General features: G+C 59.7%; 12 protein-coding genes. 5 read left to right on the top strand and 7 right to left on the bottom strand.

Annotation, left to right across the window (positions count from 1 at the left end):
* The first annotated feature begins 192 nt into the window (after nucleotides 1-192).
* Both narX and narL read left to right on the top strand, forming a co-directional pair.
* Nucleotides 193-1,989: a nitrate/nitrite two-component system sensor histidine kinase NarX gene (gene narX / locus CU081_RS14730; protein ID WP_003856703.1), complete on the top strand. Its 1,797-nt coding sequence runs from the start codon at nucleotides 193-195 to the stop codon at nucleotides 1,987-1,989.
* A complete protein-coding gene (narL, locus tag CU081_RS14725; protein ID WP_003856701.1) occupies nucleotides 1,982-2,632 on the top strand; it encodes a two-component system response regulator NarL in 651 nt (216 codons plus the stop codon). The genes narX and narL overlap by 8 nt, the downstream gene beginning before the upstream one ends.
* A 1-nt stretch (nucleotide 2,633) precedes the next feature.
* Here the strand turns inward: narL and CU081_RS14720 are convergent, their stop codons facing one another.
* The 7 genes from CU081_RS14720 to nasR all read right to left on the bottom strand — a co-directional run bounded on the left by CU081_RS14720 (nucleotide 2,634) and on the right by nasR (nucleotide 15,026).
* Nucleotides 2,634-4,052, bottom strand: a complete 1,419-nt coding sequence (locus CU081_RS14720) for a YchO/YchP family invasin (protein ID WP_039268920.1) — start codon at nucleotides 4,050-4,052, stop codon at nucleotides 2,634-2,636.
* A 174-nt stretch (nucleotides 4,053-4,226) separates the two neighbouring features.
* Nucleotides 4,227-6,704 carry a nitrate reductase gene (locus tag CU081_RS14715; RefSeq protein WP_003856692.1) on the bottom strand — a complete coding sequence of 826 codons (2,478 nt, stop codon included), beginning with the start codon at nucleotides 6,702-6,704 and terminating at the stop codon, nucleotides 4,227-4,229.
* Nucleotides 6,701-10,687 (bottom strand): nitrite reductase large subunit NirB, encoded by a 3,987-nt coding sequence (gene nirB / locus CU081_RS14710; RefSeq protein ID WP_003856690.1) that lies wholly within the window; start codon nucleotides 10,685-10,687, stop codon nucleotides 6,701-6,703. The genes CU081_RS14715 and nirB overlap by 4 nt, the downstream gene beginning before the upstream one ends.
* Nucleotides 10,688-10,699: 12 nt before the next feature.
* On the bottom strand, nucleotides 10,700-11,488 hold the full coding sequence (locus tag CU081_RS14705) for an ABC transporter ATP-binding protein (RefSeq protein ID WP_003856689.1): 789 nt from the start codon (nucleotides 11,486-11,488) through the stop codon (nucleotides 10,700-10,702).
* A 9-nt stretch (nucleotides 11,489-11,497) separates the two neighbouring features.
* The gene (gene ntrB / locus CU081_RS14700; RefSeq protein ID WP_003856687.1) at nucleotides 11,498-12,376 is read right to left on the bottom strand and encodes a nitrate ABC transporter permease; all 879 of its coding nucleotides are present in this window, start codon (nucleotides 12,374-12,376) and stop codon (nucleotides 11,498-11,500) included.
* Between the two features lie 2 nt (nucleotides 12,377-12,378).
* Nucleotides 12,379-13,626, bottom strand: a complete 1,248-nt coding sequence (locus tag CU081_RS14695) for a CmpA/NrtA family ABC transporter substrate-binding protein (RefSeq protein WP_022651372.1) — start codon at nucleotides 13,624-13,626, stop codon at nucleotides 12,379-12,381.
* Nucleotides 13,627-13,853: 227 nt separating this feature from the next.
* The gene (gene nasR, locus CU081_RS14685; RefSeq protein ID WP_003856683.1) at nucleotides 13,854-15,026 is read right to left on the bottom strand and encodes a nitrate regulatory protein NasR; all 1,173 of its coding nucleotides are present in this window, start codon (nucleotides 15,024-15,026) and stop codon (nucleotides 13,854-13,856) included.
* Between the two features lie 73 nt (nucleotides 15,027-15,099).
* Here nasR and CU081_RS14680 point away from each other — a divergent pair, with 73 nt between their 5' ends.
* The 3 genes from CU081_RS14680 (at nucleotide 15,100) to CU081_RS14670 (ending at nucleotide 17,778) form a co-directional block, all read left to right on the top strand.
* Nucleotides 15,100-15,453 (top strand): DsrE/DsrF/TusD sulfur relay family protein, encoded by a 354-nt coding sequence (locus CU081_RS14680; protein ID WP_003856681.1) that lies wholly within the window; start codon nucleotides 15,100-15,102, stop codon nucleotides 15,451-15,453.
* Between the two features lie 106 nt (nucleotides 15,454-15,559).
* Nucleotides 15,560-17,344, top strand: coding sequence for a methyl-accepting chemotaxis protein (locus CU081_RS14675; RefSeq protein WP_003856679.1), 1,785 nt, complete (start codon nucleotides 15,560-15,562; stop codon nucleotides 17,342-17,344).
* A 194-nt stretch (nucleotides 17,345-17,538) separates the two neighbouring features.
* Complete coding sequence (locus CU081_RS14670; protein WP_003856678.1) at nucleotides 17,539-17,778, top strand: hypothetical protein; 240 nt, start codon at nucleotides 17,539-17,541, stop codon at nucleotides 17,776-17,778.
* Nucleotides 17,779-17,795 lie beyond the last annotated feature (17 nt).

Raw genomic sequence — 17,795 nt, 5'->3', positions numbered from 1 at the left:
AATGAGTAGATGCAAAACGTAAAAAAGGTGTGGTTTTTCACGGTGCTGAGGCATCCCTGCTTCGTCCACCCACTAACCGTTACCTCTCTGGCAATTTAGAGGTAATCCTTTATTGGTATGGGTATACTCCAGGGTATGCACCAGAATAGCGCCATTCCTGCAATCAGGTCACGTCAGGAGCCCGGCAACTCTATGTTAAAAAGATGTTTATCTCCGCTGACGCTGGTTAACCAGCTGGCGCTTATTGTTCTGCTGTCCACCGCTATCGGTGTGACCGGCATGGCTATTTCTGGCTGGCTGGTACAGGGTGTACAGGGTAACGCGCATGCCATCAACGAGGCAGGCTCGCTACGTATGCAGAGTTACCGGCTACTGGCGTCGGTGCCGCTGACGCAGGCTGACCAACCGCTTATCGACGAAATGGAGCGTACCGCATTCAGCCCTGAACTGGAAAGAGCCGCCATCCGTGACGGTCAGCAATCTCAGCTTAAGGCGCTTCAGGGCTACTGGCATACCCAGCTGGAGCCCGGCTTAAAGCGGGCGGAAGACCGGGAAACGGTCGCCCAGGATGTCGCCGGGTTTGTGTCACGCATCGATCATCTTGTCTCCTCATTCGATCGCACCACAGAGTTACGCATTGACCGTGTGGTGATGGTTCACCGCGCAATGGCGCTGTTTATGGGTTTGCTGCTGATTTTCACGGTTATCTGGCTGCGCGCGCGGTTGCTTAACCCCTGGAAACAGCTCCTGGCGATGGCCCGCGCCGTCACACAGCGCGATTTTACCCAGCGCACGCACATCAGCGGGCGCAACGAAATGGCGATGCTTGGCGAGGCGCTCAATACCATGTCGGCAGAGCTATCAGAGAGCTACGCGGTACTGGAACAACGCGTCCAGGAGAAAACCGCCGGGCTTGAGCAAAAAAACGAGATCCTCTCTTTCCTCTGGCAGGCGAACCGTCGCCTGCATATGCAGGTACCGCTTTGCGAACGTCTCTCGCCAGTACTGAACGGCCTGCAAAACCTGACTCTGCTCCGCGATCTTGAGCTTCGGGTTTACGACGTTGAAGATGAGGAAAACCATCAGGAATTTACCTGTCAGTCGGACATCTCCTGCGACGATAAAGGGTGTCATCTGTGCCCGCGCGGCTTGCCGCCGCTTACCACCAGCGGCACGACCCTCAAGTGGCGGCTGATGGACAGCCATACCCAGTACGGTATTTTGCTGGCCACCCTGCCCGCCGGACGTCACCTGAGCCACGACCAGCAGCAGCTGGTCGATACGCTTGTTGAGCAGCTCACGGCCACGCTGGCGCTCGACCGCCACCAGGAGAAACAGCAGCAGCTGATCGTGATGGAGGAGCGTGCCACCATCGCCCGCGAGCTGCACGACTCCATCGCCCAGTCCCTCTCCTGCATGAAGATGCAGGTGAGCTGCCTGCAAATGCAGGACGAAGGCATGCCCGAGAGCAGCAAACAGCTGCTCAGCCAGATCCGCAACGAGCTTAACACCTCGTGGGTTCAGCTTCGCGAGCTGCTGACCACCTTCCGTTTGCAGCTCACCGAGCCGGGGCTGCGCCCTGCGCTGGAGTCCAGCTGTCAGGAGTTTAGTGCCCGGCTGGGCTTCCCGGTGAAGCTGGATTACCAGCTGCCACCGCGTTTTGTCCCCTCTCACCAGGCGATCCATTTGCTGCAAATTGCCCGTGAAGCCCTGAGCAACGTGCTCAAGCATGCCGAGGCGACGGCCGTTACGGTCACCGTCAGCTGCCAGGATAATCAGGTGAAGCTCAGGGTTCAGGATAACGGCCGCGGCGTGCCGGAAAATGCCGAACGAACGAACCATTATGGTTTAATTATCATGCGAGACCGCGCGCAAAGCCTGCGCGGTGATTGCCAGGTTCGCCGGGGAGAGTCAGGTGGCACCGAAGTAGTGGTCACCTTTATACCCGAAAAGCCCCTCATAACTGCTCAAGGAGAAAACCATGACTAATCAGGAACCGGCATCTATCCTGTTGATTGACGATCATCCGATGCTGCGCACTGGCGTTAAACAGCTTGTCAGCATGGCGCCAGATATCACCGTCGTCGGGGAAGCCAGCAACGGCGAACAGGGTATTGAACTTGCCGAATCGCTCGATCCTGATTTGATCTTGCTCGATCTCAACATGCCGGGCATGAATGGCCTGGAAACCCTCGACAAGCTGCGGGAGAAATCCCTCTCTGGCCGGGTGGTGGTCTTCAGCGTCTCAAACCATGAAGAAGACGTGGTCACCGCCCTCAAGCGAGGGGCAGACGGCTATCTGCTGAAAGATATGGAGCCGGAAGATCTGCTCAAGGCGCTGCAACAGGCTGCCGCAGGCGAGATGGTGCTGAGTGAAGCGTTAACGCCGGTACTGGCCGCCAGCCTGCGTGCGAACCGCGCCACGTCTGACCGCGACGTCAGCCAGTTGACCCCGCGCGAGCGTGACATTCTGAAGCTGATTGCCCAGGGGCTGCCGAACAAAATGATCGCCCGCCGTCTGGACATCACCGAAAGCACGGTCAAAGTGCATGTCAAACACATGCTGAAAAAAATGAAGTTAAAATCCCGCGTCGAAGCCGCCGTCTGGGTGCATCAGGAGCGCATTTTTTAACTTACTCATCCGGCAGCAACTTCCACCGTGGATCGTCGGCAGGCATTGCGACGAGCGGTTGCACCACGGAAAGCGTGATCTCATTGGAGGAGACACGCTGCCCATCCTTATCTTCCACCACGGCCGTTAGCCGCCATGCGTTTTTCTCCCCTTCTGAATCATCCCATGCAGGCATGATCACACTCCAGCCATCGCTGCTGTTGCCGTTTGCCGGTGAGGTCAGGCTGAGCGCCTGGGTATCACCCAGCCAGTGGATCTGCCGGATACCGTGCTTGCTGCGAATTTGCAGCTTCAGCATCACGGTTTCGCCTGGCTTAAGATCCCACGGCGGCGTGGCCAGATATACCGAGAGGGTTTTGCGCTGACGGAATTCCATCACGGGCAGATTATCGCGCTCAGGTGAATCATAGCGGCTGCCCCGCAGCGAGCGCGTCGCCGCCACTTCTCCGGCGGAAAGCTGTTTCGCCAGCGGCACGCCAAAGCGATAGTTGAGCTTCAGCCCGAGGTTATTCTGGCTAACGCCGCTCTCCCCCTGCTTATGGGCAGCCGTCAGGGTGACCAGCGGAACGGGGGTATAGTTCAGCCCCAGGTTGACCGCAACCGGATTGTGATACCCCGTACCGCTGTTAAACAGATCGACGTTATCGCCAAAATACTGTTCAAAGCTGACGCTGGTGTTCAGGTGATGAAACCAGGGAAGCCAGGCTTTGGCCGTTACGTCGTACCCGCGCGCCATGCGCTGTTCGCGGATGTCGGAACGCGGCTGCCAGCCAGCGAACGGCTGGTAGTAATTGGCCGACAGGCGCAGGTTTTCACCCCACGCCTCTGCGCCCAGCCCGGCACGTTGCAGGTTGTCTTCCAGCAGGTTGTCGTAAAAGGTGTTGTAGCCCAGCAGCCAGTTTCCGGCAACCCAGCGCTGCCCGATCCCGACATTGCTCACCAGCCCATCTGTCTGCTGCGTCAGGCCAAGCTGGCTCCAGCTCAGATAACGGGTGTTGTCGTTCCAGGGGATAAACCAGCTACCGCTGCTGCCGTTAAAGTTGCCGTCGTCATCCACCAGTACATTGACGTTGGCGTTTCCCCAGGGTGAAAGCCAGGATTCAATCTGCTCGTTGACTTCCCCACTGACGGCGTCCCGCACTTTGCCAAACGCGAACTGTCGCGCCTGCTGCCCGGCCGTCAGGCCGTTATCGGTCATACTGGCTTCACCGAAGGCCTTTGCCATTTCAGCCAGATGCTTTTCGCCTTCGGTGGTCGGTTGCGCCATACCGAGATCCGGCAGGCTATCGCCGTTATTATCAAACGGATTCTGCGCCTGCTGCACGAAGGATTTCGGCGCACCGTGAACGGCTCCAGCCGTAAAAAGGGAGAGTAACAGCAAAAAACGGATGCGGGACGATACAGCCTTCAACGTCGTCAATCAGAACCTGTGTTTATGAACAAACACTTATTATGTTAACGCCATAAGCCCTGAAAACCAGTCTTAACAGAAATTTCAGGAATATCCTGAAAAGATTTGTCGGGTGGCGGCTTCGCCTTACCCGACCTACAAATTCGTACCGGTGCGAAGCCGCCAACCGACGCCCTTGCACTATTATCCCAACAGCGCTTTCAGCTCCGGCACGCAGGAGCCGCAGTTCGTGCCGCAGCGCAGCTTCACGCCCAGCGCTGCGGCAGAATCACAGCCTCCGGCTATCGCCTTACGTATCGTATTTTCACCCACGCTGAAGCAGCTACAGATAATTCGCCCGGGATCGGCATCTTCGCCCGGCCGTTGTCCGTGCAGCAGCGCATGGCGTTCAGCGAGTTGTACGGGTGCAGCAGAAAAGGCTTCTTCAATAAACGCATGCGCCAGCGCCGGCAGCGTATGGCCCTCCCAGTAGCCCAGCATCAGCTCGCCGTGATGCCAGGCGAGCACGCTGCTGCGTTCTCCCGTCTGTGCCACCTGTAACTGCCAGCCCCGACCGCTGGCGTACGCCCTGACCCACGACAGCAACGGCTGCTCCCCCGCCACCGTCAGACGTGAGGCTTTACGCCACCAGCAGACCGACGGCGGCAGCGCTGGCAGCTCGCGGGCATACAGTTCACCCTGCCAGGCCGGTAGCCAGGGCATGATCCTCACCGCGGTTTGTTTACTCTCCGGCTGGCCGGAACCGGCATCAATCCGCCCTTCTACCAACGCATTGACCTTCCCCTGCCGTGCAAATTGCGCGTTCCAGTGCATCGGCGCAAACAGCTCGCCCGCACGCTGCGCGGTGGAGATACGTACTCTGGCAACCATCACTCCGCGCGGTGAGCTTACCCGCGCCAGCTGGCCGTCAGTCAGCCCAGCGCGCGCCGCATCGGTTGCGTTCATCTCAACAAAAGGCTCATCAATATGCTGCATCAGGCGCGGAACATACCCCGTGCGCGTCATGGTGTGCCACTGATCGCGGATCCGCCCGGTATTTAGTATCAAGGGGTACAATTCGTCGACGCCTGCCGCATGCGAGGAAGGATCAACCGGTACAAGATTTCTTTGCGGGAAATCACCGGCATGCCACTGATAAGGCGCCAGCGCGTCCCACGCCTCTCGCGACAGCGACGCCAGTTCGCGCAGGTTTAGCGCCCGTTCGCCGTTATTTTCAAACGCCGTCAGCGCCGCATGTTCACAAAATATCTCCTGAGGGTGTTTCCAGGCGAAGGCATCGCCATAACCGAGCTGGTCTGCCATCCGGGCGATGATCCACCAGTCCGGTCTGGCCTCGCCCGGCGCAGGCAGAAACGCGCGCTGGCGGGAGATACGGCGTTCAGAATTGGTCACCGTGCCGTTTTTCTCGCCCCAGCCCAGGGCGGGAAAACGGATATGGGCAAACCGGCTGGTGTCCGTCTCCTGCATCACCTCAGATACCATGACCAGCGGGCAGGCTGCCAGAGCCTGACACACCGCGTGGCTGTCGGGAAGCGACACGGCAGGGTTGGTGCCCATGATCCACACCGCCTTCACCTCGCCGCGCGCAATGGCGTCAAACAATTCCACCGCCATCAGGCCCGGGGTCTGCGCCAGCCGTTCCGTTCCCCAGAAACGCGCCACGCGCGAAAGATCGTCCGGCTCGAAGTTCATGTGCGCCGCCAGCTGATTCGCCAGCCCGCCCACTTCCCGCCCGCCCATGGCATTTGGCTGTCCGGTCAGCGAAAACGGGCCGCAGCCAGGACGGTTGAACTTCCCGCTGGCAAGATGCACGTTAATGATGGCGTTACACTTGTCGCTGCCGGTGGAGGACTGGTTGATCCCCATGGTGTAGAGCGTGATCGCGCGTGGCGCGGTGATAAACCAGTCGTAGAAGGTGCTAATCTCGTCTGAAGGCAGATCGCAAAACGCCGCCACGCGAGGGATCGGCCACTCGCCCCGCCCCTGAATCAGATTGAGCAACCCCACAAACAGCCCGGCGTCGCTGCCGGGTCTGAGCGCGAGGTGGAGATCGGCGATATCGCAGGTGGCGGTTTTACGCGGATCGATCACGACCACTTTCATCTGCGGATTGTTGTGCTTTGCCTGCACCAGCCGCTGATACAGCACCGGATGCGTCCAGGCCGCGTTTGAGCCAACGAGTACCACCAGATCGCTGTTTTCCACGTCCTCGTAGCTGCACGGCACCACGTCTTCACCGAAGGCGCGTTTGTAGCCCACCACCGCCGATGACATGCACAGCCGCGAGTTGGTATCAATGTTCGCCGCCCCGATAAAGCCTTTCATCAGCTTGTTGGCGGCATAGTAATCCTCGGTCAACAGCTGGCCGGAGGCATAAAACGCCACCGCCTGCGGCCCCCATTCGTTGATGATGTTCCGTAGCCGCTCGCCCGCTTCGCCCAGCGCCTGCGGCCATGCCACCTCCCGGCCATCGACCACCGGGCGCAGCAGGCGTCCCTGCAACCCCGTGGTTTCCCCGAGGGCAGATCCTTTTACACACAGACGACCGAAATTCGCCGGATGAGTTTCATCCCCCCGAATGCTCACCTTTTCACCGTCTGCGCTGGCGACCACGCCGCAGCCCACCCCGCAGTAAGGGCACGTTGTCCGGGTTTCGGTCATGAGGCCTCCGCACGCATCACCAGCTCTTCATTTCCAACCCATACCTTGCCGTTTTCAATTTTTACCGGCCAGGCGCGCACCACGGGTTCGCCATTCTCCACCTGACAGCCGTCGCGCAGACGAATACGTTGCTTGTAGAGCGGCGAGATCACCACCGGTTCCCCCGCCGCATCGCCGAGGATGCCGCGTGAAAGCACGTTCGCGCGGCTACCCGGCTCCCGATCGTCGAGGGCATAAACGTTTTTGCCAAAGCGGAACAGCGCGATCGGTTTGCGCCCAAGATGCGCACCGATGCCCGCCTGCTCCGGGATCTCATCGATATTACAAATTTCCTGCCAGCGCTTGTTCTCCTCCGCGGCGGGGACATTCACCGCAGTGCGGAACAGCGCCAGGCGGTCAGGATCGTTAAGGGTGGTTTGCCATTCGCACTGGTAGGTTTCCACCACCCGAGCCATCTCCTGCTCCAGCTCGTGGGCGATCCCCAGGCTGTCGTTGAGGATCACCTCGCGCAGATAGTCGAGGCCGCCTTCCAGGTTATCCATCCAGGTACTGGTACGTTGCAGACGATCTGCCGTGCGAATGTAGAACATCAGGAAACGGTCAACGGTGCGGATCAGCGTTTCGTCGTCCAGATCGCTGGCGAAGAGGTCCGCGTGGCGCGGCTTCATCCCGCCGTTGCCGCACAGATAGAGGTTCCAGCCTTTGTCCGTGGCAATCACCCCCACGTCTTTGCTCTGCGCCTCTGCGCACTCACGGGTACAGCCGGAGACCGCCATTTTGATTTTGTGCGGCGCGCGCAGGCCCTTGTAGCGGTGCTCCAGCCTGACCGCGAGGCCGGTGGAATCCTGCACGCCGTAGCGGCACCAGGTCGACCCGACGCAGGATTTCACCGTGCGCAGAGATTTCCCGTAGGCATGTCCGGTCTCAAACCCGGCCTCCACCAGCGCCTGCCAGATTTCCGGCAACTGTTCGAGCGTGGCGCCAAACAGGTCAATACGCTGCCCGCCGGTAATTTTGCTGTAAAGGCTATAGCGTTTCGCGATCTGGCCGATGGCGATCAGCCCGTCGGCGGTCACTTCACCCGCAGGCATCCGCGGGACGATGGAGTACGTTCCGTCCTTCTGAATATTGGCGAAAAAGCGGTCGTTGGTGTCCTGCAACGGCAGATGCGCCGGTTTCAGCAGATACTCGTTCCAGCAGGAAGCCAATACCGATCCCACCAGCGGCTTACAGATCTCGCACCCGTGCCCCTGACCGTAGCGGCTGATAAGCTGGTCGAAGGTGCGGATATGGTTGACGCGCACCAGGTGGTAAATCTCCTGACGCGAGTACGGGAAGTGTTCGCAGATATCTTTCTTCACCTCCACGCCCTGCTCCGCAAGCTGGAACTCCATCACCTGCTTCACCAGCGCGCTACAGCCTCCGCAGCCGGTCGCCGCTTTGGTGCACTGCTTAATGGCGCCGATATCCGTTGCGCCCGCGCTTACCGCCTGGCAGATATCCCCTTTGCTGACGTTATGACACGAACAGATCTGCGCGCTTTCCGGCAGCGCCGCCACGCCCAGCGCTTTCGGCGCGCTGCCTGACGACGCGGGTAAGATCAGCGTTTCCGGCTCTTTTGGCAGGCTGATGCCGTTGAGCATCATCTGCACCAGCGTGGCGTATTCGCTGGCATCGCCCACCAGCACGCCACCCAGCAGGGTTTTGCTGTCGTGGCTGACCACAATTTTTTTGTAGATTTGCTGCGGCCCGTGCATCCACTGGTAGCTCAGCGCGCCCGGCGTGCGCCCGTGAGCATCGCCAAACGACGCCACATCCACGCCCAGCAACTTGAGTTTGGTACTCATATCCGCGCCGGTGAAGCGCTTCTCCTCACCCGCCAGCACAGCGGCGGCCACGCGCGCCATCTGGTAGCCCGGGGCCACCAGGCCAAAGATTTTTCCCTCCCACAGCGCGCATTCGCCGATGGCAAGCACGTCCGGATCGGAAGTCCGGCAGCCGTCGTCAATACAGATCCCGCCGCGCTCGCCGATAACAAGCCCGCTGCTGCGCGCCAGCGCGTCCTGCGGACGAATACCGGCAGAGAAGACCACCATGTCCGTTTCCAGCTGTTCACCATCGGCAAAGCGCAGCACCAGCCCGTCGTCTGCGGTGGCAATCTCCGTCGTCGATTTACTGGTGTGTACCCCTACGCCCAGCGCCTCAATTTTCTTGCGCAGCATTGCCGCGCCGTCGCTGTCGAGCTGCACCGCCATCAGGTTCGGCGCAAACTCCACCACGTGAGTTTCCAGCCCGAGCTGCTTAAGTGCATTCGCCGCCTCCAGACCCAGCAGGCCGCCGCCAATTACCACGCCGCGGCGAGAGCCTGCCGCATGGGCCGCAATGTTGTCCAGATCGTCGAGGGTGCGGTAGACAAAACACCCCGGCAGATCGTTGCCCGGAACGGGTGGTATGAACGGGTACGAGCCGGTCGCCAGCACCAGCTTGTCCCAGTGGGTCTCATGGCCACTGGCGGTACGCACTACGTGTGCATCACGATCGATAGCAACGATCTGCTGCGAGAGGCGCAGCTCAATGCCGTTATCGGCAAAGAACTCCCCCGCCACCAGCGAGAGCGAGTCCGCGCTGCGTCCGCCAAAATATTCCGACAGATGCACGCGGTCATAGGCGGCATAGCGCTCTTCGCCAAAAACAATAATCTGATACTGCTGATGCAAATTGCGGTTAACGCAGTCTTCGAGGAAATGATGGCCGACCATACCGTGCCCAACCACCACCAGAGTAGGTTTTGTCATAGCGTTCTGTCCTGCAACCTGCGGTTGCGTTGTGAAACGATCGAACAGCCAGTCCGCGTGGGCGGGCGCAGCCGTTGCCAGTAAATCGGTAAAGGTTGCCGCGCTGCGGCAGTCACCCAGCAGCAGCACGCCAGCCAGCGCCCCCTGATGGATCAGTAAACGTCGATAGTGACGGGTCAGCGGATCCCATGAACTCCAGACCACATCGTCCGCCTGCGCCGTCGCGCGCCCGAGGCTGAACAGATCCACGCCGGTCACCTTAAGGCGCACGCCGTTGTCGGTCAGGGTAAACGGCGCGGTGACCTCCCCGGCCAGCCGCGCGGCAAGAATATCCGCCTGCGCCAGACAGGGGGCCACCAGGCCAAACGTCTGGCCGTCAATTTCGCAGCACTCGCCGATGGCGTAGATACCCGGCACGGAGGTTTGCATCTCCTGATCCACCACGATGCCGCGCGCGCAGCGAATGCCGCTGGCATTCGCCAGCGCAACGTTGGGCTGCACGCCGGTTGCCAGCACCACGCGCGTGGCGGCAATGCGGCGTCCGTCGAGCAACGTCACGGCATCGTTAGCGATGGCGGTGATGCCGGAGGCGAGTTCACAGCTAACGCCCCGCGCCGCCAGCGCCTCTTCCAGCAACAGTCCCGCCTGCTGATCCAGCTGCTGTTCCATCAGCCACGGACCGCGATGCACGAGCGTGACGTTGTCACCCTTGCGCGCCAGCGCTGCCGCTGCCTCCACGCCGAGTACTCCGCCGCCCAGCACTACCGCCGGCCCGGAGATATTCTGGATGGCGCGGGTTTCTGCCAGGGTGCGAAAGGTGAACACATGCGGCGCATCGCCGCCGGGGATCGGCGGCACAACAGGGGTAGAACCGGTAGCAAACACCAGCGCATCCCAGCCCAGCGTGCGAGCAGAGGTATGCACTTCACGCGCGTTGACGTCTACTGCGAGCGCCGTTTCTCCTCGCAGCACCGTCACGCCTCGTGCCGTGTACCAGTCTTCATCGTGCAGACAGATGTGCTCCGCCTGCTTTTCGCCACCCAGCACTGGCGAAAGCTGGATGCGGTTGTATGCCTGCTCCGGCTCGTCACCGATGACGGTGACAGCGAAACGACCGGGAACACGCCCGGTGAGCGACGCAATCAGCCGGGTTGCCGCCATACCATTACCGATAATGACCAGTCGCATCGTGCCCCCTCATTACGCCGCTTTCGGCTGTTTTTCGTAGAGGAAATGGAGGATCTGCTGGCGCATGTGGTGATAGCGGCTGTCGTCCGCCAGCTGCACCCGGTTGCGCGTGCGCGGCAGATCGACGCGCAGGATCTCACCCACGGTGGCCGCCGGGCCGTTGGTCATCATCAGTACGCGGTCAGAGAGTAGTACCGCCTCGTCCACGTCGTGGGTGATGAGCACGATGGTGGTGTTCAGCGCCTGCTGGATCTGCATCACCGAATCCTGAAGATGGGCACGCGTCAGCGCATCCAGCGCGCCGAAGGGTTCATCCATCAGCAGGACTTTCGGCTTCATCGCCAGCGCGCGGGCAATCCCGACGCGCTGCTTCATGCCGCCGGAGATCTCCCCGGGGCGCTTATGCAGCGCGTGGCCCATCTGCACCCGGTCGAGATTGTGCTCAATCCACGCTTTGCGCTCGGCCTTACTCATGGTGTGACGGAAGACCTGATCTACCGCCAGCGCCACGTTGTCGAAGCAGGTCAGCCACGGCAGCAGCGAATGATTCTGAAACACCACCGCGCGCTCTGGCCCCGGCCCGGCGATTTCGCGGTTGTCGCAAATCAGCCCGCCTTCCGTCGGCAGCGTGATCCCGGCGATCAGGTTTAACAGCGTCGACTTGCCGCAGCCGGAGTGACCAATCAGACTGACGGTTTCGCCCTCGTGGATATCAAAAGAGACGTTTTGCAGCGCCAGAAACTCGCCGCTGGCGGTGGAAAAACGCTGGCTCACGGCCTGGACCTGAATTAACGGTTTCATCTTCACTCCTTATTTTTCCTGCCAGCTAAAGCGACGGGCGATCAGCATCAGCCCCTGCTCCAGCAGCAACCCGACCACGCCAATGATGACGATGGCGATGAGAATGTTTTCGACGTTGAGGTTGTTCCACTCATTCCAGATCCAGAAGCCAATGCCTAAACCTCCGGTGAGCATCTCGGCGGCGACAATCACCAGCCAGGCAATGCCAATGGAAAGACGTACCCCGGTCAGCACCGCAGGCAGCACGGCCGGGAAAAGAATGCGGCGCATGATGGTCCACTCTGAGAGTTGCAGCACCCGGGCCACGTTGAGGTAGTCCTGCGGAATACAGCGCACCCCTTCGGCGGTGTTAATGACCATCGGCCAGATGGAGCAGATAAAAATAGTCCAGCTCGATGCAGGCTCCGCTTTCTGGAACAGCAGCAGGCCGATAGGCAGCCAGGCCAGCGGGCTGACCGGACGCAGTAGCGCGATCAGCGGGTTGAACATGCGGGAGAAAAAGGTGAAGCGGCCAATCAAAAAGCCCAGCGGAATGCCCGCCAGCGCCGCCAGACCGAAGCCGATGGCGACGCGCTGCAACGACGCCAGCACGTTCCAGCCAATGCCCATATCGTTTGGCCCGTCGCGATAAAACGGATCGGCAAACAGGGTCATGGCCGAATCGAGCGTGCTGAGCGGCGTCGGAAAGCCTTTACTGTTTATCGCCGCCAGCTGCCAGAGCACCACCAGCAGGCCGAGACCGAGCAGCGCCGGGATGACGCGCTGTAAAAAATCATTCATCCGACGCGTAAACGCGGGCGCACGACGGCGAACCTGTAACGGAGGCAGGACTATCACTTCCCCGCTCTCTGACGTCTCTTGTGGTTTTGTATTTTGCAGATGCTGCATACTCAGGCCCCTTTACGGTGAATGGCGAAGCGGTTGGCGTACCCTTCCGGATCGGTGCCGTTCCAGACGGTGCCGTCCATCAGGGTGCTGCTGCGATACGGTGATGACGGTGTGGACATGCCGCCCACGGCGGTCGCGGCATCCTGCCAGACCGCGGTCTGGTTAATGCGCTGTGCAATGCCCGCGTAATCCGGCGCGGCGTTGAGCAAGCCCCAGCGGCGGAACTGGGTTAAGAACCACATGCCATCGGAGAGATACGGGTAGCTCACGGCACCCTCGTTGAAGAAACGGATCGGGTGCGCATCCTGCCAGCGCTGACCGACCCCGTTGTCGTACTCGCCGAGCATGCGTCCGGTGAGATACTGTTCCTTGCAGTTGAGCCAGGCGCGGCGCGAGAGGATCTGCGCGGTTTCGCGTTTGTTTTCCGCTGACGCCTCGATCCAGCGCGCGGCTTCCATCACGGCGCTCACCAGCGCCCGTGCGGTGTGCGGATTTTTCGCCACCCAGTCGCGTCGGGTGCCGAGGATCTTTTCCGGGTGATCGGCCCAGATGGACTGTGACGTGGCGGCGGTAAACCCGATGCGGTCGTTAATCGCCCGCGCGTTCCACGGCTCGCCAACGCAAAACCCGACCATGTTGCCAATGCGCATGTTCATCACCATCTGCGGCGGCGGCACCACCACGGTGCGCACGTCGTCAAACGGGTTAATCCCCGCGCTGGCCAGCCAGTAGTAGAGCCACATGGCGTGCGTTCCCGTCGGGAAGGTATGCGCGAAGGTGTAGGTTCCCGGCGCCTGCTGCGCAATCAGCTTTTTCAGCCCGTCGAGGTCACGAACGCCCTTCTCCGCCAGATCGCTGGAGAGCGTAATGGCCTGACCGTTCTGGTTGAGGGTCATCAGGTTCGCCATCTGCTGCGGCTTGCCCGCGATACCCAGCTCCAGACCGTACAGCAGGCCGTAAAGAATGTGCGCGGCGTCCAGTTCGCCCGCCACCAGCTTGTCGCGCACCGCCGCCCAGCTCGCCTCTTTGGTCGGCACAATAGTAATGCCGTGTTTTTTATCGAACCCCTTCAGGGCCGCGATAACCACGGGCGCGCAGTCGGTCAGAGGTATAAACCCGATACGCACGGTATCCTGCTCCGGCTTATCTGACCCCGCCGCCCATGCGGCCTGCATGACACCCGGCAATAGCATCGCACCACTCACCAGCATGCTGGCCTGCAATAATCGCCGTCTCGACAAATCCGCCATAATTGCTCCTGAAAAAAGGCAAAAAAAAGCGCCCGACGGTGCTGAAGCACCGCTGGACGCCTTTATCCCGAAGACGCATGCACCGCCGTTGGCGCATCGTCGAAAATGGTTAATCTGTTAATGCAAAGGTAATGCCAGCTTTTCATCCCCGGCGTTACGGGGTTTCTGCAAGAAGAGCGCTGTATTACGCACCTCAATCAGGCATAAATTGCCCACTGACTGTGCAACTACTCCCCAGGGGGTATCTTCCACAGATTTTTCACCGTAAGCAGCGCACGGGCGATATCTACCATGCGTTGGTTTTTATCCATCGCCATTTTGCGCAGGGCGGTCCACGCCTGCTCCTCGCTCATGTTCTGGTGCGTCATCAGCACGCTTTTGGCTTTGTCGATGGTCTTACGCTCCTCCAGCGTGTCGCGCAGGGAAGCAAGCTGACGGGAGAGTTGCTCAATTTCACGCGCCTGCTGGCGCACCAGCGGCAGCAGCGGTTTATCCGGAAATCGCGCCAGGATATCGTCGTGTTCATCGTCTGCGTGCAGGTTTTCGCTATAGCGGCGCTCCTCAACTGCCGTCATCAGATCGGCAATTGCCACCTCCTCCAGCGTGCGCAGGTGCTCAAGGCGCGCGGTTTGCAGGGCAAACCATTTGAGGGCGGTATCACCGTTATCTGCCGGAGGCTGGCGGGTGCACGCTTCACGCCTGAGTTTTTCAGTCTCCAGACCCGGCAGGCAGTTGAGGGTAAATGACTCCTGCACGTCTGGAGTGCAATGGGAGATAAAAACCTCAAAGCAGGCCTGCTGGCCATCAATGCGATCCACCAGCCGCTGGCGGGTTTCATCGTCAAAGAATCCCTGGGTGAAACCAATAGCCCCCAGCGCCCGCTCTTGTCCCACAAGTTCTTTGCCCTGCATCAGGCTGTAAAGGGCCACAAATCGGCCCGCGATGTGCGGATCGTCAATGCTGTCGCTGAGTTGGGGTACGATACTGAGCAAATGACGCAGTATGCGGCTGTAATGTTCCATCGCCTGCGGCGCGGTGACGCATTGACCTGTAACGCCATCACGCAGCGCCGTTAGCGTCTCAAGGCCGTGCAGTGCGCTGGCAATACGTTCGCACAGGGCGCTGCCCGGGAGCGGTTCGTTAAACTGAAGGTGCAATGCGGCGAGGTTTTCATCCACCAGGGCCCTGCTGGCCTTGCATTCAGGCGCGTACAATTTGCCCTGCGAGCAGAGCCAGACATTTGACGCACCGCGCTCGCACTGTAGCATATGCACCAGTCGACTGATGCCGTTCACCAGTGCGCCCAGCTGCGCCAGTCTGCCGAGCTGTTCCTCGCGCAACATTCTCGCACGCTGGAACCATTCGGTTGCGCCAGGGGAACTGCCAGCCACTATCGTCATCGTTTCTCTCCCCGATACGTATTCTTCGGTACGAGAAGCAATATTCGTGCCTTTTCAAAGAACAGGAGTCAACATGCAGAAGATTATGATCGTCGCCAACGGTGCGGCCTACGGCAGTGAATCCCTTTTTAACAGCCTGCGCCTGGCAATCGCGCTGCGCGATAAGGAGAGTGAGCTGGAGCTGCGCCTCTTTTTGATGTCCGACGCCGTCACGGCCGGGCTGAAGGGGCAAAAACCCGCAGAGGGCTACAACATTCAACAAATGCTGGAGATCCTGACCGCGCAAAACGTTCCGGTCAAACTGTGCAAAACCTGTACCGACGGGCGCGGCATTACCGGGCTGCCGCTGATTGATGGCGTGGAAATTGGTACGCTGGTGGAGCTGGCTGAATGGACGCTTTCCGCCGATAAAGTATTAACTTTTTAATAATAACCCGCTAAAAATATTATTTTCTTATGGACGCGGTTTCAGCATCAAGTTTACCTGCACCGTTGCCGATAGGCATGGAAACAACACAGCAGGTATTACACTTATGTTCAGATCCATTCGCGCCCGCATCATTGCCGCGACGACAGGCTGTCTGGTCGTCGCCCTTCTTCTTAATACCATTATTAACTTTCAGGTCACGCGCCAGGATAATCAGCAGTCGCAGCGCCATATTCTGACCAGCACCAGCGCCAGCCACAACATGGCGATTGCCGACTGGGTGAACAGCAAAATAACCGTCATCACTTCGGCGCAGTCGGTCGCGCTCAGCGACGATCCGGTTCCGGTGTTTAAACAGCTTGCACTGGCGGGTGGATTTACCAACGTCTACGTGGGTTATGCCAGCAAAACGGCTAAATTTTCTGACCCAACCGGGGTGCCCGCTGATTACGATCCCACCCTTCGCCCGTGGTATCAGCAGGTCGTCAGCGCTGATGGCCCGGTAGTGACTGCACCCTATGTGGATGCGGGCACCGGGAAACTGGTGGTGACGTTCGCGGTACCCGTTAAAGAGCAAGGCGCCCTGAAAGCGGTGGTGGCGGGCGATGTGGCAATGGACAGCGTGGTGGCTAACGTGCGCGGTATTCACCCGACTCCGGCCAGCAGTGGACTGCTTTTGGACAGCAACGGCACCGTAATTGCCGGCAGCGATCCTGCGCTGACGCTTAAGCCGTTTACTGAAACGATCAAAGGGACCGATTTTGCCACTCTGAAAAGCGGCAACCTGGTTGACGGAACGTCAAACGGACGCGAAAAAACGTTCCTGGCCACCGCCGTGCCGGGGACGCACTGGCTGCTGGTTGTGGCGCTTGATAACGGCGATGCCACCGCCGGGATGCGCTCATTGCTTAAAGCATCTGCACTGTCGCTGGCGATCCTCGCCCTGCTGAGCGGAGCCCTCATGCACCTCCTGATTGCCCGCCTGCTTAAGCGGCTGTCCGGTATCCGTGACGCGATGAACAACATTGCCAACGGTACTAACGATCTGTCGCAGCGTCTGCCGGATAAGGGGGGCGATGAAGTGGCGCAAATCGCGCAGGCGTTTAACGCCTTCAGCAATAAGCTTTCTGTGGTGATGGTCCAGCTGCGTGATGCCAGCGCCTCAGTGAAAAACGCCGCGCATGAGATTGCGGCGGGTAATCAGGATCTTTCCGGGCGTACCGAGCAGGCGGCATCAAGCCTTCGCGAAACCGCCAGCGCCGTGGAAGAGATCACGGCCTCCGTCACGCAGTCAAACGAGTCGGCAGCAGAAGCGAATGAACAGGCGAGCAAGGCCTCTGCCGCCGCATCCCGCGGAGGTGACGTCGTCGCTCAGGCCATCAGCACCATGCAGTCCATCGAACTGGCTTCCGCGAAAATCGGCGATATCACCAGTGTCATTGACGGCATCGCCTTCCAGACCAATATTCTGGCGCTTAACGCCTCGGTGGAAGCGGCACGTGCCGGGGAGCAAGGCCGTGGGTTCGCGGTCGTTGCGGGGGAAGTACGTAACCTGGCCAGCCGCAGCGCTCAGGCGGCGAAAGAGATCAAATCCCTTATTGATTCCACCACCGAAAGCGTTGCAACCGGCTCCCGGTTTGTGCACCTTGCGGGCGACAGCATGGATGAGATCCGCGCCAGCGTCGGGAGCGTGTCAGGCATAATGCGTGAAATATCTATTGCCACCCGCGAGCAGATGAAAGGGATCCATGAAATTAACCACGCGGTGACTCATCTGGATCGCATGGTGCAGCAGAACGCCGAGCTTGTTGTACAGTCTGCTGCGGCGGCCAGCGCGCTGCAAAGCCAGGCGGGCGACCTTGCTGAGACCGCAGGCCATTTCCGCATATAATTTTTCCCGGACGCGCGTTAAACAGGGAAAAAGTGCGTCCGCTGAAAGGTTTCAGGGATTTTGTCATTTTTGTTTAATCGTTGCGCCATTTTTTGATCGAAATCAGCATCCCACCCCTGCCCCTTTGGTGTTATGCAATGAGTGAATTGTGAACAACATCACGCTCGGGATGGGCAAAAACGACGGGGTATAAAATGGCACGAGTGAAAACAAGTCTGAAACTGTTTGGTGGGGATACGGTAGTGGTGCGTTGCTCAGAGCGTTGCCGCATCCATCTGATAAGTTCGAAAGGACAGAAACAATCGCAGGCAGATATCCTTACCGTCCAGGACGATAAGGCCTGGCTGACGGTGCCTTACACCGGCACCTGGGATGTGCTGATCGACAGCCACAGCCAGTCGCTCGAACATTCCGTAAGTTACGTGGCGGCATAACCATAAACGCCCGGCCA

It is taken from the genome of Enterobacter sp. CRENT-193 (assembly GCF_002787395.1).
GTDB classification, from domain to species: domain Bacteria; phylum Pseudomonadota; class Gammaproteobacteria; order Enterobacterales; family Enterobacteriaceae; genus Enterobacter; species Enterobacter hormaechei_C.
Note: the sequence above shows the minus strand (reverse complement) of the source record. Positions and strands in the feature narration are given on the sequence as shown.

Bases quoted from the DNA above. Each gene is read 5' to 3' on its own strand.
- narX (WP_003856703.1), top strand. From the start codon at position 193: ATGTTAAAAAGATGTTTATCTCCGCTGACGCTGGTTAACCAGCTGGCG.
- narL (WP_003856701.1), top strand. From the start codon at position 1,982: ATGACTAATCAGGAACCGGCATCTATCCTGTTGATTGACGATCATCCG.
- CU081_RS14715 (WP_003856692.1), bottom strand. From the start codon at position 6,704: ATGACCGAAACCCGGACAACGTGCCCTTACTGCGGGGTGGGCTGCGGC.
- nirB (WP_003856690.1), bottom strand. From the start codon at position 10,687: ATGCGACTGGTCATTATCGGTAATGGTATGGCGGCAACCCGGCTGATT.
- CU081_RS14705 (WP_003856689.1), bottom strand. From the start codon at position 11,488: ATGAAACCGTTAATTCAGGTCCAGGCCGTGAGCCAGCGTTTTTCCACC.
- ntrB (WP_003856687.1), bottom strand. From the start codon at position 12,376: ATGCAGCATCTGCAAAATACAAAACCACAAGAGACGTCAGAGAGCGGG.
- CU081_RS14695 (WP_022651372.1), bottom strand. From the start codon at position 13,626: ATGGCGGATTTGTCGAGACGGCGATTATTGCAGGCCAGCATGCTGGTG.
- nasR (WP_003856683.1), bottom strand. From the start codon at position 15,026: ATGACGATAGTGGCTGGCAGTTCCCCTGGCGCAACCGAATGGTTCCAG.
- CU081_RS14680 (WP_003856681.1), top strand. From the start codon at position 15,100: ATGCAGAAGATTATGATCGTCGCCAACGGTGCGGCCTACGGCAGTGAA.
- CU081_RS14675 (WP_003856679.1), top strand. From the start codon at position 15,560: ATGTTCAGATCCATTCGCGCCCGCATCATTGCCGCGACGACAGGCTGT.
- CU081_RS14670 (WP_003856678.1), top strand. From the start codon at position 17,539: ATGGCACGAGTGAAAACAAGTCTGAAACTGTTTGGTGGGGATACGGTA.